The organism is Rhodococcus sp. MS13, assembly GCF_013277835.1.
Classification (GTDB): domain Bacteria; phylum Actinomycetota; class Actinomycetes; order Mycobacteriales; family Mycobacteriaceae; genus Rhodococcus_F; species Rhodococcus_F erythropolis.
In genome coordinates, this window is record NZ_VBTL01000009.1 from 414903 (window position 1) to 438486 (window position 23584).

The 23584-nt window shown below is 63.4% G+C and carries 20 protein-coding genes and 1 tRNA gene; 10 read left to right on the forward strand and 11 right to left on the reverse strand.

Annotated features, from left to right (window positions below; all coding sequences use genetic code 11):
* Nucleotides 1-88 precede the first annotated feature (88 nt).
* Nucleotides 89-1723 (forward strand): fatty acyl-AMP ligase, encoded by a 1635-nt coding sequence (locus FEZ59_RS19415; protein ID WP_031331014.1) that lies wholly within the window; start codon nucleotides 89-91, stop codon nucleotides 1721-1723.
* A 3-nt stretch (nucleotides 1724-1726) separates the two neighbouring features.
* Here FEZ59_RS19415 and pth read toward each other — a convergent pair whose 3' ends face one another.
* Together pth and FEZ59_RS19425 are read right to left on the reverse strand one after the other, a co-directional pair.
* Nucleotides 1727-2299, reverse strand: a complete 573-nt coding sequence (gene pth / locus FEZ59_RS19420) for an aminoacyl-tRNA hydrolase (protein WP_003946229.1) — start codon at nucleotides 2297-2299, stop codon at nucleotides 1727-1729.
* Between the two features lie 105 nt (nucleotides 2300-2404).
* Nucleotides 2405-3013, reverse strand: coding sequence for a 50S ribosomal protein L25/general stress protein Ctc (locus tag FEZ59_RS19425; protein WP_020908579.1), 609 nt, complete (start codon nucleotides 3011-3013; stop codon nucleotides 2405-2407).
* A gap of 299 nt (nucleotides 3014-3312) precedes the next feature.
* Here FEZ59_RS19425 and FEZ59_RS19430 point away from each other — a divergent pair, with 299 nt between their 5' ends.
* Nucleotides 3313-4509, forward strand: coding sequence for a GAF domain-containing protein (locus tag FEZ59_RS19430; RefSeq protein ID WP_084325352.1), 1197 nt, complete (start codon nucleotides 3313-3315; stop codon nucleotides 4507-4509).
* On the opposite strand, the gene FEZ59_RS19435 is transcribed toward FEZ59_RS19430, so the two are convergent.
* Nucleotides 4506-5966, reverse strand: a complete 1461-nt coding sequence (locus tag FEZ59_RS19435; RefSeq protein ID WP_029255897.1) for an FAD-dependent oxidoreductase — start codon at nucleotides 5964-5966, stop codon at nucleotides 4506-4508. The two genes, FEZ59_RS19430 and FEZ59_RS19435, sit on opposite strands and share 4 nt — an antisense overlap.
* An 82-nt stretch (nucleotides 5967-6048) precedes the next feature.
* On the reverse strand, nucleotides 6049-7230 hold the full coding sequence (locus FEZ59_RS19440; protein WP_172933057.1) for an aminotransferase class V-fold PLP-dependent enzyme: 1182 nt from the start codon (nucleotides 7228-7230) through the stop codon (nucleotides 6049-6051).
* Nucleotides 7231-7244: 14 nt separating this feature from the next.
* Here FEZ59_RS19440 and FEZ59_RS19445 point away from each other — a divergent pair, with 14 nt between their 5' ends.
* From FEZ59_RS19445 to egtD, 5 genes are all read left to right on the forward strand, one after another.
* Entirely contained in the window at nucleotides 7245-8519 is a 1275-nt protein-coding gene (locus FEZ59_RS19445; RefSeq protein ID WP_172933058.1) for an APC family permease, read from the forward strand.
* Nucleotides 8520-8597: 78 nt separating this feature from the next.
* Complete coding sequence (gene egtA, locus FEZ59_RS19450; protein WP_172933059.1) at nucleotides 8598-9821, forward strand: ergothioneine biosynthesis glutamate--cysteine ligase EgtA; 1224 nt, start codon at nucleotides 8598-8600, stop codon at nucleotides 9819-9821.
* Nucleotides 9818-11125 (forward strand): ergothioneine biosynthesis protein EgtB, encoded by a 1308-nt coding sequence (gene egtB / locus FEZ59_RS19455; RefSeq protein ID WP_042952519.1) that lies wholly within the window; start codon nucleotides 9818-9820, stop codon nucleotides 11123-11125. Before egtA ends, egtB begins: the two co-directional genes overlap by 4 nt.
* A gap of 1 nt (nucleotide 11126) precedes the next feature.
* Nucleotides 11127-11873, forward strand: coding sequence for an ergothioneine biosynthesis protein EgtC (gene egtC / locus FEZ59_RS19460; protein ID WP_020908572.1), 747 nt, complete (start codon nucleotides 11127-11129; stop codon nucleotides 11871-11873).
* The gene (egtD, locus tag FEZ59_RS19465) at nucleotides 11870-12841 is read left to right on the forward strand and encodes an L-histidine N(alpha)-methyltransferase (RefSeq protein ID WP_172933060.1); all 972 of its coding nucleotides are present in this window, start codon (nucleotides 11870-11872) and stop codon (nucleotides 12839-12841) included. The genes egtC and egtD overlap by 4 nt, the downstream gene beginning before the upstream one ends.
* Before the next feature lie 12 nt (nucleotides 12842-12853).
* Here the strand turns inward: egtD and FEZ59_RS30080 are convergent, their stop codons facing one another.
* Nucleotides 12854-13279, reverse strand: coding sequence for a hypothetical protein (locus FEZ59_RS30080; protein ID WP_242459888.1), 426 nt, complete (start codon nucleotides 13277-13279; stop codon nucleotides 12854-12856).
* Between the two features lie 1311 nt (nucleotides 13280-14590).
* Here FEZ59_RS30080 and FEZ59_RS19475 point away from each other — a divergent pair.
* Entirely contained in the window at nucleotides 14591-15796 is a 1206-nt protein-coding gene (locus FEZ59_RS19475) for a PQQ-dependent sugar dehydrogenase (protein WP_020908570.1), read from the forward strand.
* A gap of 3 nt (nucleotides 15797-15799) precedes the next feature.
* Here FEZ59_RS19475 and FEZ59_RS19480 read toward each other — a convergent pair whose 3' ends face one another.
* The 6 genes from FEZ59_RS19480 to FEZ59_RS19505 form a co-directional block, all read right to left on the reverse strand.
* On the reverse strand, nucleotides 15800-16687 hold the full coding sequence (locus tag FEZ59_RS19480; protein ID WP_172933062.1) for a cyclase family protein: 888 nt from the start codon (nucleotides 16685-16687) through the stop codon (nucleotides 15800-15802).
* Nucleotides 16687-18267: an SLC13 family permease gene (locus FEZ59_RS19485; RefSeq protein ID WP_021345090.1), complete on the reverse strand. Its 1581-nt coding sequence runs from the start codon at nucleotides 18265-18267 to the stop codon at nucleotides 16687-16689. The genes FEZ59_RS19480 and FEZ59_RS19485 overlap by 1 nt, the downstream gene beginning before the upstream one ends.
* Nucleotides 18268-18346: 79 nt before the next feature.
* Nucleotides 18347-19003 carry a hypothetical protein gene (locus FEZ59_RS19490; RefSeq protein WP_024487329.1) on the reverse strand — a complete coding sequence of 219 codons (657 nt, stop codon included), beginning with the start codon at nucleotides 19001-19003 and terminating at the stop codon, nucleotides 18347-18349.
* Between the two features lie 239 nt (nucleotides 19004-19242).
* Complete coding sequence (locus FEZ59_RS19495; protein ID WP_019744654.1) at nucleotides 19243-20223, reverse strand: ribose-phosphate diphosphokinase; 981 nt, start codon at nucleotides 20221-20223, stop codon at nucleotides 19243-19245.
* A gap of 73 nt (nucleotides 20224-20296) precedes the next feature.
* Complete coding sequence (gene glmU / locus FEZ59_RS19500) at nucleotides 20297-21745, reverse strand: bifunctional UDP-N-acetylglucosamine diphosphorylase/glucosamine-1-phosphate N-acetyltransferase GlmU (RefSeq protein WP_080909203.1); 1449 nt, start codon at nucleotides 21743-21745, stop codon at nucleotides 20297-20299.
* A 90-nt stretch (nucleotides 21746-21835) separates the two neighbouring features.
* Nucleotides 21836-21906, reverse strand: a tRNA-Gln gene (locus FEZ59_RS19505).
* Between the two features lie 154 nt (nucleotides 21907-22060).
* Here FEZ59_RS19505 and FEZ59_RS19510 point away from each other — a divergent pair.
* Nucleotides 22061-22714, forward strand: a complete 654-nt coding sequence (locus FEZ59_RS19510; RefSeq protein WP_019744652.1) for a TetR/AcrR family transcriptional regulator — start codon at nucleotides 22061-22063, stop codon at nucleotides 22712-22714.
* Between the two features lie 189 nt (nucleotides 22715-22903).
* The gene (locus FEZ59_RS19515; RefSeq protein WP_003946317.1) at nucleotides 22904-23545 is read left to right on the forward strand and encodes a ScbR family autoregulator-binding transcription factor; all 642 of its coding nucleotides are present in this window, start codon (nucleotides 22904-22906) and stop codon (nucleotides 23543-23545) included.
* Nucleotides 23546-23584: the final 39 nt, after the last annotated feature.

Sequence of the window (23584 nt, forward strand, 5' to 3'; positions counted from 1 at the left end):
AATGTATGTGTGTGTTCGAACACACAGCCATTTGTGTCCTGCGAAGGGTTGCACTGAATCGAAGAGTGACACTGACCGAGGAGTTGCGTTGAGCAAGTTCACCGAAGAGATGTACGCGACCGCCGCAGTCACCGACCGCGGCCTGGTGACGGGAGAGCCCGACAACGCTTTCCGTCAGACCTGGGGCGACATCCACCAGGAAGCTCGGCGCATGGCCGGTGGCCTGGCCGAGGTCGGCATCGATCGCGGCGTCGCGATCGGCATTCTCGCCGGACAGCCCGTCGACATCGCGCCTGCCTGCCAGGCGACGTGGATGCGCGGTGCGTCGGTGACGATGCTGCATCAGCCGACCCCCCGAACGGATCTGGGCGTCTGGGCTCAGGACACCGAGACGGTGATCGACATGATCTCCGCAAAAGCCGTCATTCTGGGTGCACCATTCGACGCGGCCAAGCCGCTCCTCGAAGAGCGTGGCATCACCGTCGTGACGGTGGACGAGCTTCGTAGCGGAACGTCGATCGATCCCGTGGAGACGGCCGAATCGGATATCGCACTCCAACAGTTGACGTCAGGTTCCACCGGTTCGCCCAAGGCCGTGCAGATCACGCACGAGAACTTCTATACAAATGCCTACGCCATGATCAACCGCATCAAGTTCTCCATCGAGGACGACGTGATGGTGAGCTGGCTTCCGCTCTTCCACGACATGGGCATGGTCGGCTTCCTGACGGTTCCGATGCAGGTGGGCGCCGAGGTCATCAGCATCACGCCGATGGATTTCCTGCGCACCCCGGTGCTGTGGGCGGAACTCATGGGCAAGTACGGCGGAACTGTCACCGCCGCACCGAACTTCGCGTACTCGCTCTTGGCTCGTCGACTCGCACAGGCAGAAGACGGGGCAGTCGACCTGTCCAGCGTCCGATACATGTGGAACGGCGCCGAGCCGGTGGATCCCGACACGATGGATGCCCTCGCCGAGGCCGGTGCGCGTTTCGGTTTGAACCCGACCGCGCTCGCTCCCGTGTACGGAATGGCGGAAACCACGCTCGCCGTGTCGATTCCGGATCCCGATCAAGGTCAGGTCCTCGACTACGTCGATCCCGACTTCCTCGAGTCGATGTCTCGGGCGGTGCCGTCCAATCGCCCCAACGCTCGTGCCCTCGCCACACTCGGAAAGATGGTGCCTGACCTCGAGGGACGCATCGTCGACCGCGACGGCCAGGTGCTTCCGGCTCGCGGCGTCGGAATCATCGAGGTTCGCGGCAAGGCAGTGACCCCCGGTTACGTCACGGTGGAAGGTCACAAGCCGGCGCAGGACTCCGACGGTTGGCTCGATACCGGTGACGTCGGGTACTTCACCGAAGAAGGACTGGTCGTGGTGTGCGGGCGAGTCAAGGACGTCATCATCATGGGCGGCCGGAACGTGTACCCCACAGACATCGAACGGGCGGCCGGAAGCGTTGCCGGTGTGCGCCCGGGAAATGCCGTCGCAATCCGTCTCGATGCCGGCCAGAAGCGTGAGAGCTTTGCGGTCGCCGTCGAGACCAACGCTTTCGAAGATCCGGAAGAGGTCAAGCGCATCGAGCGCGAAGTGGTCCACGCCGTGGTTGCCGACGTCGGTGTCCGGCCTCGCGCCGTTGCGGTTCTGGGCCCGGGCAGTATTCCGAAGACGTCGTCGGGAAAGCTCCGCCGCGCCAATTCGGCTGCCCTGCTGGGTAACTGACCGTCAGTGCAAGCGGTTCTGTGCGGCTTCGAGCCCGAGTTCGAGCAGTAGCTCGACTGCATCCGCAGCTTCTTCGCACACGAGATCGAGTTCTTTTCGCTCCGTGGACGAGAACGGCTTGAGAACGTAGTCCGCCGGGTCCATGCGGCCCGGCGGGCGACCGATCCCGACGCGCGTGCGCAGGTAGTCCTTGGTGGTCAACGAACTCGAAATGGACCGCAGACCGTTGTGTCCGCCTTCGCCGCCGCCGAGTTTGAGTCTGATGGTCCCGAAATCGAGATCAAGTTCGTCGTGGACGACGATGATGTTCGCGGCATCGACCGAGAAGAATCGCGCGAGACCGGCGACCGCGCCACCCGAGAGATTCATGTACGAGCGTGGTTTTCCGAGAATCACGCGTCGGCCGGCGAGGCGACCTTCGACGATTTCGGCGCCACTCTTCTTGTGTACGTTGAACTTTCCGCCCATGCGCCCGGCAAGGGTGCCGGCGACCATGAAGCCGACGTTGTGCCGGGTCTTCTCGTACTGCGGGCCGGGATTACCCAGGCCGATGACGAGGGCGGTATCTGTGCTCAACGGACGCTACTTTCTGGCTTGTTTTTCCTGCTACGCACGAACGGCGCGTCACTCCGAATCGGAATGACGCGCCGCGCGCAGTGAGTTCTGTTGGAACCGAGAGGATCAGGCCTCTTCTGCAGCCTCGTCGGCGGCGGGAGCTTCTGCGCCCTCTTCGAGGTCAGCCTCGGTCGGTGCAGCAACGACGTTGACGATCAGGGTGTCGGCGTCAGCCTGCAGGACGGAGCCGGCGGGCAGTTCGAGCTGGCTTGCCAGGATCTGGGTGCCGATTTCGAGGCCCTCGACCGAGACCTCGATCTGCTCGGGGATGTGGAGGGCGTCTGCCTCGATGGAGATGGTCGATGCATCCTGCGCGACCATGGTGCCTGCAGCAGCGTCACCGACGACTACGACGTGAACGTCGATGGTGACCTTCTCGCCCTTCTTGATGACGAGGAGGTCAGCGTGCTCGATGTAGCTGCGGATGGGGTGCACGACGACCGACTTGGTCAGTGCAACCTGCTCCGTGCCCTCGATGTCGAGGGTGAGGATGGCGTTGGTGCCCTGTGCGCGGAGGATGCGAGCGAAGTCGCGAGCCGGCACGTTGAGGTGGCGGGGATCTTCGCCGTGGCCGTACAGAACCGTGGGGACCTGGCCGTCGCGACGTGCGCGGCGAGCTGCGCCCTTGCCGAATTCGGTGCGGACGACGGCGACGAGGTTGTTTTCTTCAGACATGATGAAACGGCTCCTACAACTCACGGGGTTCGTGCTCGGTTTACTGACGTGTGGTTTTGCCTGCGGCAAGGCGGACAGGCGCGCACACGGCCAGGAGCGAAACGCTCGAGCTGAGCCGTAGCCGCGTCGATCACGGTAAACCTGCAACGTGTGGAACTGCTGCGATTCACCCTCGCCGAGACAACTTTGGATACGTTACCGGAGTTTGCTCCCCGCCGCTAATCGCAGGTGGTGGGGACCTGGCCGTGTGGACGTGGTTCGCGTCACATCGAAAGCGGTAGCCTGACGGAGTGACCACCGTGGGGAGCGCTCCCGAAGGCAGTCGGCTCGGTGCCGTCGTGCCGGGTACCGACCTGTCGCAACATGCGCGCCTTCTGAGCCGGGTGCACGACGCAGTTCTCTCGGGGCAGGAACCACCGGCGCAGCCGCGGACCGTCGTGGCGCGGTCGTGGTCGCGGGTGGCCGCGGGTGGGCTCGCGCCCGATCATTGCGGCGCGTCCGCTGTCGCCGATTTCTCCGAGCTGGAGTCGAGGCGTTCGCGTACCGCGCTGCGCAGCGTTCTGCCCGAACTGAGAACTACGCTCACCGAGGTCGCCGAGGACGCGGGCTTCATCGTGGTCGTTGCCGACGCCGACGGTGTCCTGCTCTGGCGCGAAGGGGCGAAGACCGTCAAACGAGCGGCGGACGCACTCGGGTTTGCCGAAGGCGCGCGCTGGTCGGAGCAGTCGGTGGGTACCAACGCGATCGGTACCGCGCTGATCGAAGATTCTGCGGTGCAACTCTTCTCGGCCGAGCACTATGCGCCGACGCATCACAATTGGTCATGTACCGGCTCGCCTGTGCACGACCCCCGGACAGGCGAGATCCTGGGTGTGGTGGACATCAGCGGGTCCGCAGCCTCGGTGCATCCCACCACTGTCGCGCTGGTTCGCACCGCGGTTCGCCTCGCGGAGGCGACGCTGTGGCGCGAGCATGCAGCTCAGCTCGATCGCCTGCGCTCGCGGGCGGCGCCATTGTTCGCGGCGGGCACGGGTCCGGCATTGGTGGTCGACGAGTTCGGCTGGGTGGCCGGCGCCAGCGGGATTGCCGCGCCTGACCGGGTGGCGGCACCCAGTGCGGGAAAGCCCGTCATCGTGCCAGGTCTTGGGATGTGTCTGCCTGAGCCGCTCGGTGACGGCTGGCTGTTGCGCACCGGCGTCGGCGGGCCGGTGATCGAGCTCGAGCTGTCACTCGGTGCATCGCCGCAGGTGACGGTCCGTGGTGATGCAAACTGGACGCGCGCGCTTTCGCCGCGTCACGCTCAGATCTTGCGTGCGCTGGCAGCCGTGGGATCGGCTGGCGTGGATGCCGCAGGCCTGAGCGAAGTGCTCTTCGGTGATCGCGAGCATGTGGTGGCAGTGCGCGCCGAGGTGTCCAGATTGAGGAAACACCTCGGCGCGGTTCTGCAGACTCAGCCGTACCGCTTTGCCGACGGCGTGCGGGTTGTGGTGACCTAGCGCGCTGCGCTGATTCCGGCACGACGTCCGAAGAAGCTGCCGTCGCCGAGACTGGTTCCGCTGGCGTAACCACCTGCGCAGACACCGGACGTGCAGCGCCCCGCTGCGAATAGTCCGGGGATCGGCGCACCCGAGACGTGCAGAACCTCGGAATCGACGGTTGTCTTCAATCCTCCCAGCGTGAATCCGCCTGTGCGGCCACGTAGATCGATTGCCGCGAACGGGCCGACGATCGGCTTGACCCACTCGGACTTCTTGCCGAGCACCGGGTCGGACCCTTCAGCCGCGTGACGGTTGTAGAGGTCGACGGTCGATTGCAGCGATCCGGCGGGAAGCCCCATCTCGGCTTCGAGTTCCTCGACGGTTTCCGCCACCCAGGTCGGCTGCGCCCGCAACTGCGCACTGGACGATTCGGCATTCATGCCTTCCTCGTACGCAGCTTCGTCGATCACGAGGAATGCCTGGTTGTCCTGCTGGAACAGTGTTGCCTGTCCGATGCGGCCCGGGTAGGTGTCTTCGGGGATGTATCGCTGACCACGGCCGTTGACAAGAATGCCGCGCACCATCAACTGTGGGTCGCAGAAGAACGCGACCTCGGTGGCGTCCATGTGTGCGGTGTCGGCGCCCAGAGCCTGACCGATCTGGATTGCGCGGCCGTCGTGCGCTTCGATCGAGGCCGCCGGGTGGCCGAAGATACGCGGTGCGTTCGAGCGCACCATCTCGTTGTTGTACGCGAAACTGCCCATCGCAAGCACGACGCCTTTGCGGGCACGAATCGCGACGTCCTTGCCGTAGCGCTTGGCGACAACTCCCACGACCCGATCGCCGTCGACCACCAAAGTCTGGACACGCAGATCGTATTCTGCACGGACACCGAGCTTTTCGGCCGTCTCGACGAGTGGCTTCATCAGCATGTAGCCGCCGCCCTGCTCGCCGGTCTTCTTCTCGCTCATCTGCGGGACGTGTCCGCGGGGCGCGGGATCGACGAGCGCGTTGAACGGTGCGGCGTTTTCGCCGCCTGAGTACATGAGGCCGTCGTCGTACGGCGGTTCCCAGCCGGGCTGACCCCAGAACGATTCCTTGAACGGGACGCCGGCGTCGACGAGCCAGTTGTAGTGATCGACGCTGCCCTCGCAGTACGCGTCGATCTTCGTGTCGTCGGTTCCGGGGCCGAGCGCTGCCTTCATGAACGTCTTCATGTTCTCGACCGAGTCCTCGAACCCGCACGCCTTCTGCAACGGCGTTCCACCGCCCAGGTAGATGAATCCACCAGCCAGTGACGCGGCTCCGCCCCAACCGCCCGTCCGCTCCAGGACGAGCACCTCGGCGCCCGCACGCGCTGCTTCGATCGCAGCGGTGACGCCGGCGATGCCGTATCCCGCGACGACGACGTCGGCCTCGTAGTCCCAGGTGGTGATGTCTGCAGCGGAGATCGGTCTGACGGTCGGGTCGGCCATGCGAAGCGTCCTTTCGGAAGACGAAACTACTGATCGCCACACAGTTGCAGTTTCGAGGTCCGCGGATCAGGCGTGGTCCCGGTCAACGGGAGGTTTGTAATCTCCTGACCGCGCCCAGGAATGCGTCCAGGTCTGCTTCGTCGACGAAGTAGTGCGGCGATGCGCGAACCACGGCGTCGAGCCCGCGTGCATCCATGTCGAGGAGCGTGGACCCGCGACCGCTGACGGTGACGGTGATGTTCTGTGCTGCAAGCTGATCCCGCACGAGGTGCTCGGAAATACCTTCGACGGTGAAGGAAACGATGCCGCTCAGCTGGGTTCCTCGATCGTGGACGTCGACTCCGGGAATCGATGCCAGCCCTTGCCGCAGCGCGACTGCTCTGGATTCGATCTGTGCCCACACCGTGTCGGTGCCGATCGAGAGCAGATAATCGGCGGCGGCGCCAAGACCCAGGCGCGCAGCGACACTCGTCTCCCAGAGTTCGAATCGTGTTGCGTCCGGTGCGGGGACGAAGCTGTTCTCGCTCGTCCATTCCGCTCCGTGCAGGTCCATCGCAGCGGGTTCGAGCGCGTCGACGAGTCCGGGGCGGACGTACAGGAATCCGGTTCCGCGTGGCCCGCGGAGCCACTTGCGGCCGGTGGCGCTGAGGGCGTCGATGCCGAGTTCGGTGACGTCGATGGGCAACTGGCCGAAGGACTGGCACGCGTCGAGCAGAACGAGAGAGCCATTGGCTCTGGCCAATTCGACGACCTCGCGGACTGGGTTGATCAGGCCGCCGTTGGTGGGGACGTGGACGACGGAGACGAGGCGAACCCGTTCGTCGAGCATGTTCTCGAGTGCATCGAGGTCGATGCGTCCGTACTGATCGCTCGGGATGATCTCGACGTGGGCGCCGGTCGAACGCGCCCGCCCCAGCGCGGCGATGGCGTTGCTCGCGTATTCGACTCCGCTGATGAGGATTCGATCACCAGGTCCGAGCGAAACCGAAGCGAAGAAGTCGTTCCACGCGCGGGTCGCGCTGTCCGTCAACGCGATATCGGTTGCCTGAGCGCCGATGACCCGGGCCAGCGAATGCGGAACAGCAGCCAGGGCGCCGCTCTGACGAGCAGCTGCGACGTATCCGCCGACGTCGGCTTCACGTCGTAGGTGCTCGATCATCGTGGTCAGCACAGGCTCGGGTGGGAGCGAGGATCCCGCGCTGTCGAGGAACACCTTGTCGAGGCATCCGGGAGTGTCGCGGCGGATCGTGTCGAGATCGAACATGGCACCTTCCGTTCATGTCGGTGTGGTTCAAACTACCTGTGAACGAAGCTGTCCCGATGGAGCGAAGGCTGGGCACGGTCGATGCCGTAGTGATCGGCCTCGGCGCGATGATCGGCGCCGGAGTCTTCGTGGTGTTCGCGCCCGCTGCCGCGGTGGCCGGTACCGGGTTGCTTGTGGGCCTGGCGATTGCAGCGTTCATCGCATTCTGCAACGCGACGTCGTCGGCGCAGCTTGCGGCCAGATACCCCACGTCAGGTGGGACCTACGTCTACGGACGTGAGCAGCTCGGACCCTGGTGGGGGTTTGCCGCAGGCTGGTCGTTCGTGATCGGGAAGACCGCGAGTTGCGCGGCCATGGCCCTGACTTTCGCGACGTATGTTGCGCCTACGGCCTGGCGTGTTCCCGTCGCGGTATTGGTGGTGGCGGCGCTGGTTGCAGTCAACTACCGCGGAGTGACGCGGACGGCGCACATGGCCAGGGTGATCGTCGCTGTGTCGGCGACCGCACTGTGCGTAGCGCTGCTGGTTGCCGTCGTCGGTCCTGGTGCAGTGCGCGAGCTCCCGGATCTCGCGTTCGCGTCGTGGTACGGAATCCTGCAATCGGCGGGGCTGCTGTTCTTCGCCTTCGCCGGCTACGCCAGGATCGCAACACTGGGGGAGGAAGTGCGCGATCCGCGCCGCACGATTCCGCGGGCGATCCTGATTGCTCTCACCGTCGCCGTCATCCTCTATGCACTGGTAGCAGTGGTGCTGTTGGTGACGTTAGGACCTGATCGGCTGGCGAACTCGGCACGGCCCTTGGCCGATGCAGTGGGCGCGACCGGGTGGAACTGGGCAGTTCCCGTAGTGGTGATCGGTGCCGCGGCGGCGTCGGCGGGGGCGCTGCTGGCTCTGATCGCGGGGGTGAGCCGTACGGCGATGGCGATGGCACGCGAGCGTGATCTGCCGGTTGCCCTGTCAGCCGTCCACCCACGGTTCGAGGTACCTCACCATGCGGAACTTGTGGTCGGTGCTGTCGTGATCGTTTTGGTGTCGACAACCGATCTTCGTGGGGTGATCGGCTTTTCGTCGTTCGGAGTGCTGCTCTACTACCTCGTCGCGAACGTGAGTGCCTACAGCCAGCGCGGGGTGGACCGGATGTATCCGAAGTGGCTGCAAGCGGTCGGCGCGGCTGGTTGTGTCGTTCTGGTGGTCACACTTCCGTGGATTGCGGTTGTTTTCGGGGTAGGTGTTGTTCTGGCCGGTTGTGGGTACCGGTGGATACGACTGAAGAAATTCAACGACACGTAACACCACAAAGGGTGCATCTCGGACGTTGGCGTTCTATCGTCGGTAGCGACCGCGAAGACCGCCCGAAGGGGAAGTCGAATGGTGACAGCAGCGTTGACAGCAGCACAGACCACGCAGGTGGATTCGCGTCCTGCGGCCGAGGCCTACGTCGGTGGTGTGTGCTTCAAACAGGGGCCACCCCGCTTGGTAGGAGCTGAACTCGAGTGGCTGACCAGCCACGTTCCCGGTGGAGAGAGGCCGTCAGCCGCGACTCTGGCAAGGGCACTCGGGCGACATGCACCCACCAGCATCGACCCTGATTCACCGGCGGCACCGCTTCCGCGTGGCAGCCTCGTCACCGTAGAACCTGGCGGACAAATAGAACTCTCCTCAGCGCCGCGCACGTCCGCTCGCGAACTGTGTGACTGCCTCGACGACGACCGTCGTACTCTCGAAACACTCCTCGCGCCGTACTCCGTCGAAATCAGTTCTGCGGCGGCCGACGTCGCCCGCCCACCTTCCCGGATTCTCCGGCTGCCGCGTTATTGCGCAATGGAATCCCGCTTCGCCGGGATAGGACCGTACGGCACCTTGATGATGTGCAATACCGCGGCAGTACAGATCAGTGTCGATGCCGGCGGCAGCCCGGAGTCCATCGCCCAGCGTTGGCGGCTCCTCGGGGACATGGGCCCGGCTCTCATCGCAGCGTTTGCGTGTTCTCCACGCTTGCAAGGGGTTCCGAAGGGAGATTGGGCGTCCCAACGCATGCGGACGTGGCTCGAACTCGATTCCTGGCGAACGGTCGCAGTCCCGGAAGTGCAGGACTACGCCGGCTGGGCGCTCGATGTTCCGCTGATGTGTGTGCGAAACGAGGGTGACGATTGGACGGCTCCGCGGGGTGCCACTTTCGGAGACTGGATAGACGGCGCTGTGGATGCCGAGATCGGACGCCGACCCGTCTGGGCAGACTTGGACTATCACCTGTCCACGCTGTTCCCGCCGGTTCGCGCCGTCGGCCATCTGGAGGTTCGCTACATCGATGCGCAGCCGGGAGATCTGTGGCGAGTGCCGGTAGCAGCGGTCGATGCGTTGCTGTCCGGGCCTGCCGTGATGCGGGAGGCCAGTGATGCTGCAGCATCGACGGCCGGGAGGTGGCGGGACGCGGCGGAGTACGGATTGGACGATGTCGAACTGCGTTCGGCTGCAACCTCTCTGATGTCGCTTGCCGCGTCGTACGCGCCGGAGCCGCAGTTCGTTCGTCTTCTCGATGCTGCAGCCGAACGGTGTTGTCGCGCAATCGTGCCCGGTGAGAGCGACACATGACGGGGGAGATCACCAAGGAAGCGGTCGAGGCCGTACTTCTGCGAGCGCGTGAGCGGTCGACGCTGCTCACCGACTGCGTCGACGATACCGAATTGATCGCTCAGCATTCCCCGTTGATGAGTCCACTCGTGTGGGACCTGGCGCACATCGGTAATCAGGAGGAACTCTGGTTGGTTCGCGATGTCGGTGGCCGCGATCCGGTGCGTAGCGACATAGACGAGCTGTACGACGCTTTCAAGCATTCGAGATCGTCGAGACCCACACTTCCCCTGCTCAACCCGGCCGAGGCGCGCGAATACGTACGTACGGTCCGTGGGAAGGTCTGGGATGTGCTCGAAGCCAGCACGTTCGGTCGTACAGAACTCGACGTGGACGGTTTTGCCTTCGGGATGATCGCGCAGCACGAGCAGCAACACGCCGAAACCATGCTCGCGACACACCAATTGCGTTCGGGACCCACGGCACTCGTTGCGACACCCGCTCCGCAAGCGGCCCGCATGCCGGAACTCGACGAGGTCACGATTCCCGCCGGCCCCTTCGTCATGGGGACCGACGACGAACCGTGGGCACTCGACAACGAGCGCACTGCGCATCAGGTCTATCTCACCGACTTCGCGATCGACAGATTCCCGGTCACGAACGGGCAGTTCGTCGAATTCATCGAGGACGGCGGGTATTCCCGACCGGAACTGTGGTCTCGCGACGGTTGGCGGCATCGCGTCGACGCGAAACTGCGTGCACCCCTGTTCTGGGAACACGACAGTTCGGGTTGGTGGCACGAGACTTTCGGCGTCGAGGCTCCGGTTCCGCCGGACAAGCCGGTCGTGCATGTGAGCTACTACGAGGCTGAGGCCTACGCCAGCTGGGCAGGCAAACGGCTTCCCACCGAGGCGGAATGGGAAAAGGCCGCGCGCTGGGATTCGGAATCCGGAAGATCACGACGGTTCCCCTGGGGGGACGTCTCCGCAGACGAGAATCTCGCCAATCTCGGTCAACGCCATCTCGGCCCCGCCGGCGTCGGCTCTTACCCAGCAGGGGCGTCAGCAGCGGGTGTCGAGCAGTTGATCGGCGACGTATGGGAGTGGACGTCTTCGGGTTTCCATCCGTATCCGGGTTTCCGGGCATTCCCGTATCGGGAGTACTCGGAGGTATTCTTCGGCGGCGACTACAAGGTGTTGCGAGGGGGATCGTTCGGGACCGACAGCGTTGCCTGTCGTGGGACGTTCCGTAACTGGGACCATCCGATCAGGCGCCAGATCTTCTCGGGTTTTCGTTGCGCCAGAACGATTTCGGGTAGACCCTGACATGTGTCGGCACCTCGGGTATCTCGGGCCGCCACGTTCGGTTCGTGAACTCATCCACGACGGCGAGAACTCACTGATGCGACAGTCGTGGGCACCTCGCGAGATGCGTGGTGGCGGGACCATCAATGCCGACGGATTCGGTGCGGTGTGGTGGAACGGTGGGAGACAGGGACGGTACCGCAGTATCTCGCCGATCTGGTCGGACCCGACCGTCGACGAGACGTTGTCCCACATCGGTTCCGGAGCCGTCCTCGCCGCCGTACGTTCCGCGACGGAGGGGATGGCCGTCGAGATCGGTGCCTGCGCACCGTTCGTCGACGGAACCTACGCTTTCAGTCACAACGGAGCGGTATCCGGTTGGCCTGGATCACTTGCCGACTTGGCGGCAGAAGTTCCGGCCGTCGAACTGCTGAAGATGCCCGCCCCGACGGATGCTGCCTTGTTGTGGACAGTGCTTCGGCATCGGTTGAAGTCGAAGCCCGCGGAGGTCGCCGTGACGAGCCTCGTTCACGATGTAGCTGCGGCGGCGCCGGATTCACGATTGAACCTCCTGTTCGGTGACGGGCAGGAACTGTGGGCCACGGCGTGGGGCCACACGTTGTACACGCGGGTCGACGAGTCGCGGGCCCTGATCGTTTCCGAACCGTTCGATCGATCCCCGGACTGGGAGCAGGTGCCGGACCGGCACATCGTCTGCGCGCGTCCCGGCCATGTGATCATCACCCCGATCCCGATGGGAGAAAAATGAAAACCCCTACGCTCGAGGTTTATCTGACACCGGCCGAATCGGTCGACGCATTGCGAGCCGAGGCCAGGGAGGGTCTGACCGCTACGCCGAAGTGGCTCTCGCCCAAATGGTTCTACGACGCGCGTGGAAGTGAACTGTTCGAGGAGATCACGGCCTTACCCGAGTATTACCCCACCCGTACCGAACGCGGCCTGCTCACGCAGTACGCCGACGAGATCGCGGCGTTGACCGAACCCGAGATCCTGATCGAACTGGGTTCAGGTTCCTCGGAGAAGACGCGGTTACTCCTCGACGCGATGACGGCTCGCGGAACTCTGCGAACGTATGTACCGCAGGATGTTTCGGTGACGGCCCTCGAAGGCGCGGCGCAGCAAGTCGGTGCCGAGTTTCCCGGAATCGACGTGCTCGGAGTGGTCAGCGACTTCACCGGTTCGCTGCATCATTTGCCCGGTGGTGGACGGCGCGCGGTCGCTTTTCTCGGCGGAACTCTCGGTAATCTCGTTCCCGCAGAACGAGCCGAGTTCCTCTCGGGAATCGCAGCGGTGCTCGCTCCGGGGGAGAACCTGATCCTGGGGGTGGGATTGGTGATCGATCCGGCGGTTCTCGTGCCCGCCTACGACGACGCTGCCGGCGTGACTGCGCAGTTCAACCTCAACGTTCTCGCGGTCCTGAACAAGCAACTGGGAGCGAACTTTCCCTTGGAAGACTTCCGTCACGTCGCGCTCTGGGATGCCGAGAACCAGTGGATCGAAATGCGGTTGGAAGCACTTCGTGCACTCTCGGTGCATATCGACGACCTGGATCTGGAGATCACCTTCGCAGCGGGCGAGCAGCTGCGCACCGAGATCTCAGCGAAGTTCACCGAGGACGGGATTGCCGCGGAGCTCGCATCCGCGGGCTTCGGGGTGCGGAAGGTGTGGACGGATCAGGATCAGCGCTTCGCGCTGTTGTGCGCGCAGCGGGCGTGAAGCGAGCGCATGTCAGAGGATGCTGTCTCCTCCTAGGGGATCGGTGAATACCCCGGGAGTCCGCAAAACTTGTCGGTGGGCGCCCGTAGAATCGCTCATATGTTCGAATCGAAGACTTCCGCGGGCGCGCTGTTTCGGCAGCATGCGGAAATCGCGCGCGCCCACTTCCTCGAGATCGACGCGGTCACTGCGCTGTACTTGGACCGTTGTGAGGAGGATGCCGCGGTTGGAGTCAATGAGGCTTTTCGGGGTCAATTCGCGCACGTGGAGATCGCGTCGATACTGAGCATTACGGAGTACGCCGCGCAGAAAATGATTGCACTGGGATGTGACCTGCGCTGGCGGCTTCCGCGGGTAGCGGCCGCTTTTGCTTGCGGTGACATCGATCTGGCCAAAGCGACGGCATTGTCCGAAGCTCTCGCCAATGTTTCCGAGCACGCGCTCGATGAGATCGAGCGACTCCTCGTGGACGGTGCCTGCCGTGCAACCGGTAACAAGTTGAAGGCGCGCGCACGAGGTCTCATTGCTCGGTACGACCCTGATGGGGTGCGTGCCAGGCGAGTTCGTGCGGAGGCGGATCGGGACGTTCGAACGTGCGCGTCGCACGACGGTATGTCGACTCTGGACGGAATGCTTCCAGCGGTTGGCGCTCAGACTTTGGCCACCAGACTCCGTGCGATGTCGATGCAGGTGTGTGGTTCCGATCCGAGAACTTTCGGGCAACGTCGTGCCGATGCACTGATCGCATTGGCGGAAGGAAAGACGTCGTTGGATTGTCAGTGCGACGGCGATTGCACCCGTAGGGATGATACGAAGACCTCCGCGCTCCCGATTGCGACAATTCTTGTGGGTGTCAACGCTTCCACCCTGCTCGGATTCGACGACCTGCCAGGCTATTTGCAGGGTTACGGCCACATCGATGCCGACCTTGCGCGCGCGATCGCCACGGACGCCACGTGGCAGAGAGTCCTTACCCTTGCACCGTCCGAGGTGCAACATTGTTCGACTGCGGGGGCAGTCGGACCGGTGCTCGGCGTGGGTCGGTCGATGCGCTCACCGGAGATATTGCCCGCTGCGGCAAGGGGTAATCGCTCGAGAAGGAACAGTGGTTCGCGGCGCAGTGAATCCACGTACCAGCCGTCCGCGGCGTTGGCGACGATTGTAAGGACGCGAGACGGCACGTGCCGCTTTCCGAATTGTGTTGTGCGTTCTGATAGTTGCGATATCGATCACACGGTGCCGTTCGATCACGGCAACCCCGCTCAGGGAGGGCCTACTGCAGAACGGAACTTGGCCTGTCTGTGTCGAAAACATCACCGAATGAAGACGTTTGGCAGGTGGACAGTGAAGCAAATCGGAGGTGGTCTTCTGGAGTGGAAAGATCCCTCAGGACGACGGACGGTTACCGCGCCCGTAGGCCCATTCTGTGATCCCGAACTGAGAGTGCCCGACGCGGCGAGACTGCATTTGACGGACGACGATGCGCTGGAACGACGTTTCGGACTTCGGGACAGGGGAGTGGAAGCGGATCTTGAATACCTCCTGGACTGGAGTGTGCCCGGCTGGCGGAAGGCACGATCTGCATCAAGACGCAACGCGTCCCCACTGGCGAACGCCTTGCCGGAGTTTGCCGACTTCTGAAGGGGTTTCGTTTCTCCTGTGGCCTGCGGGTATAGCGAGAGGGCCCGAAAAATGGTGTTTGTCTGTTTATAGTGAGGCGCAGAACGGTTTCCGACCCGAGGAGAACGCGTGCGTCATCCGAAGCTCGCCGCATTGACCGTGGCCCTGACTGCAGTACTGGTGATGCCGGTAACGCAGAGCGTGGCTCAACCCTTCCCCTTCGACCCCGGCAGTTTCGGCAACGGAAGCACCGGATCGCTGGGCGGTGACGACCCGGACATCCCCATCGAGAACACCCTCCCGCAGCTGTCGGTCACCACACTCGTCGACGGACTCGACCACCCCTGGGACGTCGTGGCAGCCCCGGACGGCGCGATCCTGACGGGACAACGGTCCGGCGGATTCTTCGTTCGCCGAGGCGACAACACGACAGGTCCAGTCTCTGCTGACCTTTCGGATCTCTACGCTCAGTCCGAAACCGGGCTCATGGGCATCGCGCTTGCCCGTGACTTCGCTCAGTCGCGCACCCTCTACACCTGCCAGGGATTCAGCGCTGGGGGAGTCACGGACGTTCGAGTGATCTCGTGGACCGTCGACGCCGGATGGACCGCCCTCACTCGAACCGGAACCGTATTGCCAGGAATCCCGGTCTCGTCCGGGCGTCACGGGGGTTGCCGAATTCTGGCGGCCCAGGACGGAACGCTGTTCGTCGGGACGGGTGACACCGCGACGCCGAGCGTTCCGCAGGATCCGAATTCGCTGGGCGGCAAGGTCTTGCACATCAACGCCGACGGATCTCCAGCAGCGGGGAATCCGAATGCAGGCAGCCCCGTCTACACGCTCGGGCATCGCAACGTCCAAGGCTTGGCCGTGCAACCTGGAACCGGCCGGGTCTACTCGGTTGAACAGGGCACAAGCGTCGACGACGAAGTCAACCTGCTTACCCCCGGCGGAAATTACGGCTACCGCCCGGATCGGCTTCCCGGAACGTACGACGAATCCGTGCCGATGACCGATCCGGTGCGAGTGCCGGGAGCAATTGCGGCGGTGTGGCGTTCGGGTAGCTCCACGTTGGCTACCGCCAGCGCTGCCTTCACGGGCGGAGCCGCGTGGGGTGCCTGGGACGGTGCGCTCGTAATGGGTGGTCTCAAGAGCAAGGAACTGATCTTCCTCCGCCTCAGTGCCGACGGACGCTCGGTCGACGCGCAGACCTTCGGATTGGTGAACCAGTTCGGGCGCTTGCGCTCGGTGACTCCGACGCCGGACGGCTCGCTCCTGGTGACCACCGACAACGGAGCAGGCGACAAGGTGCTGCGGGTGACGCCAACGCCCTGATCTTCAATACCAGGCGATGACCCGGCACGGACCACCCGAACCACCCGCATGCGTCGGCGCTCCCACCATCACCGTGGCGCCGACGGCCGGAAGTGCGGACAGATTTGCGAGGGCTTCGACTGCGTACTTTCCTGAGCCCAAAGCGCTTCGGTGAGCCCCGTGGGTGGTGCTTCGGCCCGCGTCGATGCTGAGGGTGTCCGAACCCACGGCCACTATGTCGCGCTCGCGGACGAGAAAGTCGATCGCTTCGGGGGCGAATCCCGGAGTGTGTTGCACGCCGTGTACATCTCGATTCGTGAAGGCTCCGCCGGCACCGGCCCGGGTATCCCAGCCCGAGTTCATCGCCACCAGGCTGCGAGGAGAGATCGTCCCGTGGGCGGCTTCCCAATCGAGGATGTCCTGGAGGGTGAGCAACGAGTCAGGGTCGACGGCGGCTCGGGCGCTGATATCGACGACCGCAATCGGTACGACGAGGTCGGCGACCGGAATCTTCTCGACGGTGATTCCGTCCGCACTGGCGTGCGCAGGCGCGTCGATGTGCGTACCGGTGTGTTCCTCGAGGCGGAGTTCGTTGAGGTAGAAGTTTCCGCCGAAACCAGCGGACCCGAGCGAGCCCAGAGATCCGCCGGCGTCGGCGATCTTCGCCAGGTTCCTCATCTCGAACGAGCGCGCGCCCGGCCACACCGGGAAATCCGGCGTCAGTACATGGGTCAGATCGACGATGGTCCGACCCGATGGCGCTGCCGACGCAGTGGGCTGCACCGCGCCAGCCACGACGGTCGCGCCGAGCGCAGTAGTGCCGAGCGCCGCGAACATCGATCGTCGGCTGACTTTCCTGCCCTCTCGTCCGATCGATTCGTAGACCTCCGACAACACCTTCGGCGAGCACATCAGAAACTCCAGATCACTGGGATCAACACCGTCGCAACTACCAGGAACCACAACAACATCGGGAGTCCGAGCTTCCAGTAGTCGCCGAACTTGTATCCGCCAGGTCCCATCACCATCATGTTCGCGGGAGTGGCGACGGGCGTCAGGAAGGAGGCCGCGGCAGCGACAGTCACCGTCATCAGAAGGGGCAGCACCGAGATATCGAGTTCGCTGGCGACCGAGATGGCGATCGGCGTGATGATCAGCGCGGTCGCGGTGTTGCTGATCAGCTGACCCAGCGTCGCCGTCACGACGAAGAGTCCGGCGACGACGACATACGGGCTTGCACCACCGACGACGTCGACGAAGGCATGAGCGAGTTTCTCGGCTGCGCCGGTCTGCTGGATCGCGGTCGAGAGCGGGATCATTCCACCGACAAGGATCAACGTAGTCCACGAGATGGACCGATGCGCTTGCTCCACGCTGATCACTCGTAACAAAACCATTGCACACGCCGCGAGGAGTCCGGCTATCGCCGACGGCACCAATCCGAAGGTCAGCAACACGACCATCGCCGCGACGACGACGAGGGCGATGACCGCGCGAGTTCCCAACGGCGCTGCCTGCTTACGGATCTGACCAGGTGCGTCGACCACGAGGACATTCGGATCGACCGCGGTGTGCGTGTCGAGATCGTCCCAGCTGCCTTGCAGGAGGAGCGTGTCACCTGCCGCCAACTTGACGCCCTTCGGGCCGCAGTCCTCACCGGCACGCTGGACCGCGAGGATCACCAGATCGCCACTGTCGGTCACCATGCCGGGAAAAGCCCTGTCGCCGATCATTTCCGAGCGCGGCGGGATTATCACTTCGACCACACCGTCGTGCTTGGTGATCAAGGGCTCTGCGGACGGCGCATCCTTGCCCATCAACTGATACTGCTTCGCGAGGGTCTTGGCATGCCGGCTCAGGTCAGGCGACATCGACGTCCCCGCACGATGGGGGAGGACGTGAGGACCGAGAAGTACGGCGATCGCGATCGTTCCCAATACGAGCGGCGCACCGACCAAGGTGAAACTGAAGAACCCGAAAGCACCGGCCCCGGATTCCTCGGCGGCTTCGGAAACGATGATGTTGACCGGTGTTCCGGTCAAGGTGAGCATCGAACCGGCATGGGCGGCAAATGCCAACGGCAGAAGCAGTTGTGACGTCGACTTACCGAGACGCACTGCCAAGACGACCACCATCGGCACCAGCGCGGCCACGGCTCCGTTGACGCTGATCAATGCGGTCAACGCGGCAACCAGCAACATGATCGCACTCAAGAGGCGGACACGGGATTCGCCGACTTTCGCCAGTAGTTTCTCGCCCGCCCACGTGGTGACACCGGTGGCGTCGAGGGCTTCGCTGACGACGAAGAGCGCGGCGATGAACACCACCGTGGGATCGCCGAATCCGGCAAGCGCCTGCTCCATCGTGATGACACCGGTGGCGTAGAGCGCCAGGGCAGTGCCGATCGCGATGATGCCGACCGGGATTCGGCCGATCACGAACAGCGCCACGACCAGTGCAAGCACGACAAAGGTGATGGTGATGTCATTCACGATTCGTAAAGGTACCTGCTCATACAGAACGGCCCCGTCTCGCAAGGGAGACGGGGCCGTGGGACGGACGCGAGGAGAATTAGTTGGAGGCGGCGATGCGAGCCTTCTCGAGAGCGGCCAGCGTGCGAAGAACCGTGGCCTTCTGCTTGTTGAGATCGCTCAGTCGCGCGCGCGCCGGCAACCCTTGTGCGAGTTCGGCGACCTTGATCTGCTCGTCGATCGAACCGAGCTGATCGAGAAGCCCTAGGACGCGAGCCTGGAGCGTGTCGATGTCCACGGTGTCCGTCTTGACCGGAGCGGCAACGCGCGTCGCTGTGCCCGTGCTGGCGGGGCGGGAAGCCCGTGCGGGTGACGTGTCGGCGACAACCGTTGCGGCACGGGGCCGAATTGCCTTGCGAACGGCGGCCGCATCGGGAAGGACGTCCATACGGATCTCGTTCAGAACTCGGCGAGCCTCGCGAGCGTTGACGCGGTACTCGCGCTCTTCGTCGTCGTCGGACTGCAGCGTGCCGCCGAGCGGGCGCAGACCGTACATACCGAGGAAGCGCTTCGCGTCGTCGATGATGCCTTCGTTTTCACGACATTTTCCACAGCGGGGTTCGTTGCGGAACATGTCCACGGAGTTGTCGTCTCCGCACCAGACACAAGATCCTGGGCGCCACCGCCGGATCGTCGGAACTGATGAATTCAGGGAATGAGATTCGGGCCGGGATTCCAGGGTTTGCGCGTCGATCACGACGAGCCACACTAGGCGAAGATTGCGGCGCGGTGAACACCGCCCCAACATCGACCTGGGTTTCTGGTCGTGGGCGTGATCAAGATCATGCTGAATGCCGTATTCGGTGGTATTCGTGTGTCCCACAGGTGGTTTCATGATGACCGGGTGGTCTGTTTCTGTGGTGTTCACGAAGACGACGACGGGCGCGTACCAGTGACCGTGAAGTCACAGGTACGCGCCCGTAGAACAGCGTGAGACTAGGCGCTGCCGTTGAACAGCGAAGTCACAGAACCGTTCTCGAAAACTTCCTTGATGGTGCGAGCCAGCAGCGGTGCGATGGACAGCACCGTCAGCGTCGGGAACTTCTTCGACTCGTCGATCGGAAGTGTATTGGTGACAACAACTTCCTTTGCGCCACACGTCGACAGACGCTCGGCAGCAGGGTCGGAGAGGACGCCGTGGGTTGCAGCGATGACGACGTCACCCGCTCCGGCCTCCTTGAGTACCTTGACCGCGCCGGCGATGGTTCCGCCGGTGTCGATCATGTCGTCGATCAGGATGCAGGTGCGACCTTCGACATCACCGACGACGCGGTTGGACTTGACCTGGTTGGGTACCAATGGGTCGCGCGTCTTGTGAATGAACGCCAGCGGCGCTCCGCCGAGCGAGTCGGCCCATTTCTCGGCGACGCGAACGCGGCCCGAGTCGGGGGAGACCACCGTGATGTTCTCGAGGTTGTAGCCCGCGCGAATATGGTTGGCCAACTGGCTGTGTGCGTGCATGTGATCGACGGGGCCGTCGAAAAAGCCCTGGATCTGATCGGTATGCAGGTCGACCGTGATGATGCGATCGGCGCCGGCGGTCTTGAGCAGGTCAGCGATCAGGCGAGCGGAGATCGGCTCGCGTCCGCGGTGCTTCTTGTCCTGGCGGGCGTACGGGTAGAACGGAAGAACGGCAGTGATGCGCTTTGCCGATCCACGCTTGAGAGCGTCGATCATGATGAGCTGCTCCATCACCCACGTGTTCAGCGGTGCCGGATGACTCTGCAGGACGAACGCGTCGGAGCCGCGAACCGACTCTTCGAATCGAACGAAGATCTCACCGTTCGCGAAGTCGCGCGCGGTCTGCGGGGTGACGCGGATGTCGAGTTCCTTCGCCACCTGCTCCGCCAACTCGGGATGTGCGCGACCCGAGAACAACATCAGGTTCTTCTGGTTGTCGATCCAATTCGCAGTCACTGGTTCATGCCATCCTTTTGTACTTGCCGGTCGATCTGGTGGTGATCTGTGCTGTCAGGTTGTTGCAGGGCTGTCAGGTTGTTGCAGGGCCGTCAGGTTGTGCTGCTGCTGCAGCATCGGCCGCGGGCGTGCCGGGACGATTCTTCTGAACCCAGCCCTCGATGTTGCGCTGCAAACCACCCGAGACGGCAAGCGCCCCTGGCGGTACGTCGTTTCGCAGAACGGTTCCGGCCCCGGTGTATGCGCCGTCACCAACGGTGAGCGGGGCGACGAACATCGTGTCGGAGCCGGTTCGCACATGCGACCCCACCACAGTACGGCTCTTGTTCACGCCGTCGTAATTGACGAAGACGCTCGAAGCCCCGATGTTGCTGTGATGGCCGATGGTGGCGTCGCCGACGTAGGTAAGATGCGGAATCTTCGAATGCTCGCCGATGTCCGCGTTCTTCGTTTCCACGTATGCGCCGATCTTCCCGTGGTCACCGAGGCGTGTAGCCGGCCGCAGGTAGGCGAAAGGACCGACGGTCGCGTCGGCTCCGATCACGGAGTCGGTCCCGTGGGAGCGGACGACTTGCGCGCGCTCCCCGACGCTCACGTTGTCCAAGGTGGTGTCGGGGCCGATCACGGCGTCCTCGCCCACCGACGTTGTGCCGGTCAACTGAACTCCGGGCAGGAGCGTCACGTCCTGTGCGATGTGCACGCCGCAATCGATCCACGTGCTCGCCGGATCGACGACGGTGACGCCGGCACGCATCCACGTCTCGAGGATCCGACGGTTCATCTCGCGGGCGAGCGTCGAGAGCTGCACGCGGTCGTTGGCGCCCGCGACGAGAACCGAATCCGCGATGTGCTGCGCGCGAACACGCTTGCCTGCGCGACGGGCGATCATGATCACATCGGTGAGATAGAACTCGTGCTGTGCGTTGTTGGAGTCGAGAGACGCCAGCGCATCGCGCAGAGTCTCGAAGTCGAAGGCGTAGACACCTGAATTGACCTCGGTGATCGAGCGCTGCGAATCGGTGGCTTCCTTCTCTTCGACGATGGCGTTGACTTCGCCGTCCGTCGTGCGAAGGATCCGTCCGTAGCCGGTGGGGTCGAGGGCGGTCGACGTCAACACCGTGACCGCGGCCGCGGGAGCGGCAGTGTGCTGAGCGAGGAGGTCTGCGATGGTCTTGCCGTCGAGCAACGGCACGTCGGCGGCCGTCACGAGTACGGTTCCGGCGAAGTCGGCCGGCAGACCCTCGAGTCCGCAACTGACGGCGTGCCCGGTGCCCTTCTGCTCGTCCTGAACGGCGACGGTGACGGGCCGGCCCAGTTCACCCGCGACTGCGTTGACTGCTTCGGTGACACGCTCACGATCGTGACCGACGACGGTAACCAGGTGCGTGGGGTTCAGTGAGGTTGCCGCGTGAAGCGAATGTGCCAGCATGCTGCGTCCGGCAAGAGTGTGGAGGACCTTGGGAGTCTTCGACTTCATTCGTGTACCGGCACCCGCTGCGAGAACGATCACGGCGGTCTGCACTGGTTTGAGCTCCCTCTGTCGATCAAACTGTCGATCAAACTGTCGATCAAGACACGCATTTCCGCTCGGAAAATGCATGTTGTTCACCAGCTCCGCCGCCAGGACTCGAACCTGAACTATCTGAACCAAAATCAGAGGTGCTGCCATTACACCACGGCGGATTGCCACGCATTGCCGAGCCTTGCGGCCGAACGCGCGCAAGAATAATCGCATGCCGACCCGCCGTAGGTCGAACCGCTCCTCTGATTGGGTCCCCGAAGTCCCGATAGGCTGAGCGTCCACAGCAGTAATTTGTGTGTCGGCGAGAGGAAGACAATGGCGGCGGTGTCCGGTTCGGGTGGCGGGGATCCAGTTCCCGAACGAGTGACACGGATCCGGATGACCGGTACCCAACGTCGGCAACAACTGATCGAGATCGGGCGGGCATTGTTCGCCGAACGGGGATACGAAGCGACCTCGATCGAGGAGATCGCCCAGCGAGCAAACGTGTCCAAGCCGGTCGTGTACGAGCACTTCGGCGGCAAGGAGGGGCTGTACGCCGTAGTAGTGGACCGGGAGATGTCGCGACTCCTCGAGATGATCACGTCTTCGCTCTCGCAAAATCGCTCGAGAGTTCGAGTCGAGCGGGTTGCGTTGGCTTTGCTCACCTACGTAGAAGAGCACACTGACGGATTTCGGATACTCGTGCGCGATTCGTCCGTCGTCGCGCCCAGTGGGACGTATTCGAGCTTGCTCAACGATGCGATCAGTCAGGTGGGCTACCTGCTTGCGGGGGACTTCTCCAGACGCGGTTTCGACCCCGGACTAGCAACGATGTACGCACAGGCGCTTGTCGGCATGGTGTCCACTACGGCTACTTGGTGGCTCGACGAACGGACTCCGTCGAAGGAAGTTGTCGCCGCTCACCTTGTGAATTTGTGTTGGAATGGGCTGACGAATCTGGAAGCCGACCCACAATTGGAGGGTTAACCAGGCGCGCCTGCCGCGCAGAGATGGATCGCGGTCTAAGCTGTGTTCGCTGTATCACGATCGTTTGATGGGCAAATGTCTCATTTGTTTGCAGGGTGGGTTGAATGCCGAACCGTGCCTTCCATTTTGACGCTGTGAACGGGTAAGACCAAGGATTCGTTCGATGTGTGGTGATTGGAGGCCGGATCGATGGTGAGGCAAGAACGGGCAGAAGCCACCCGTGATTCGGTGCTGCGCGGAGCAGCGGGTGTGTTCTTGCGCCTGGGTTATGCCAATGCCAGCTTGAGCGAGATCATCGCCGAGTCGCAGGTGACCAAAGGCGCGCTGTACTTCCATTTCGGGTCCAAGGAAGAACTCGCGCGGGCGGTGATCGACGAGGGTTCGGCGCGTTTCGACGCAAAATGTGAGCTCTGGTTGGACCGTCGCACTCCCGCACTCGAGTCGCTGATCGGTATTTCGTCGGTCATCGTCGACATCGGTGCGCATGACGCCATGGTTAGAGCGACGTTCCGCTTGTTGGTCGAGATCGGGGACTATCGGGGCTCCGGGCCGGCGACTCTGGACGTGTGGCTCGATATTTACCGTGAACTTGCCAGCCGTGCGGCAGACGAAGGTGATCTGCGTTCGGACGCGGATTCTGCTGACATCGCTCGTTTCCTGTTGGAAGTGGCGTCCGGAGTTCGGCTGATGGCAGCCGCGACCGGGACCGTTCGTGAGCTTTCTGACTCGATGAAGGCATCGTGGAACCTGATACTCCCGATCGTGGTCCCGGAATCGAAAGTGGAGTACTTCAGGCAATTCGCGGCCCGCCGCCTTGCCAGCGATCACTGAAATCACTGGCGCTCCGCACTGCTCCTTTGGTCAATTTGC

What these genes read in the sequence shown, in the direction of transcription:
- egtD (WP_172933060.1), top strand. Translation starts at nt 11,870, where the DNA reads ATGAAAACCCCTACGCTCGAGGTTTATCTGACACCGGCCGAATCGGTC.
- egtA (WP_172933059.1), top strand. Translation starts at nt 8,598, where the DNA reads ATGGTGACAGCAGCGTTGACAGCAGCACAGACCACGCAGGTGGATTCG.
- egtC (WP_020908572.1), top strand. Translation starts at nt 11,127, where the DNA reads ATGTGTCGGCACCTCGGGTATCTCGGGCCGCCACGTTCGGTTCGTGAA.
- egtB (WP_042952519.1), top strand. Translation starts at nt 9,818, where the DNA reads ATGACGGGGGAGATCACCAAGGAAGCGGTCGAGGCCGTACTTCTGCGA.
- FEZ59_RS19480 (WP_172933062.1), bottom strand. Translation starts at nt 16,687, where the DNA reads ATGTGCTCGCCGAAGGTGTTGTCGGAGGTCTACGAATCGATCGGACGA.
- FEZ59_RS19440 (WP_172933057.1), bottom strand. Translation starts at nt 7,230, where the DNA reads ATGTTCGATCTCGACACGATCCGCCGCGACACTCCCGGATGCCTCGAC.
- FEZ59_RS19425 (WP_020908579.1), bottom strand. Translation starts at nt 3,013, where the DNA reads ATGTCTGAAGAAAACAACCTCGTCGCCGTCGTCCGCACCGAATTCGGC.
- FEZ59_RS19510 (WP_019744652.1), top strand. Translation starts at nt 22,061, where the DNA reads ATGGCGGCGGTGTCCGGTTCGGGTGGCGGGGATCCAGTTCCCGAACGA.
- FEZ59_RS19445 (WP_172933058.1), top strand. Translation starts at nt 7,245, where the DNA reads ATGTCGGTGTGGTTCAAACTACCTGTGAACGAAGCTGTCCCGATGGAG.
- FEZ59_RS19515 (WP_003946317.1), top strand. Translation starts at nt 22,904, where the DNA reads ATGGTGAGGCAAGAACGGGCAGAAGCCACCCGTGATTCGGTGCTGCGC.
- FEZ59_RS19435 (WP_029255897.1), bottom strand. Translation starts at nt 5,966, where the DNA reads ATGGCCGACCCGACCGTCAGACCGATCTCCGCTGCAGACATCACCACC.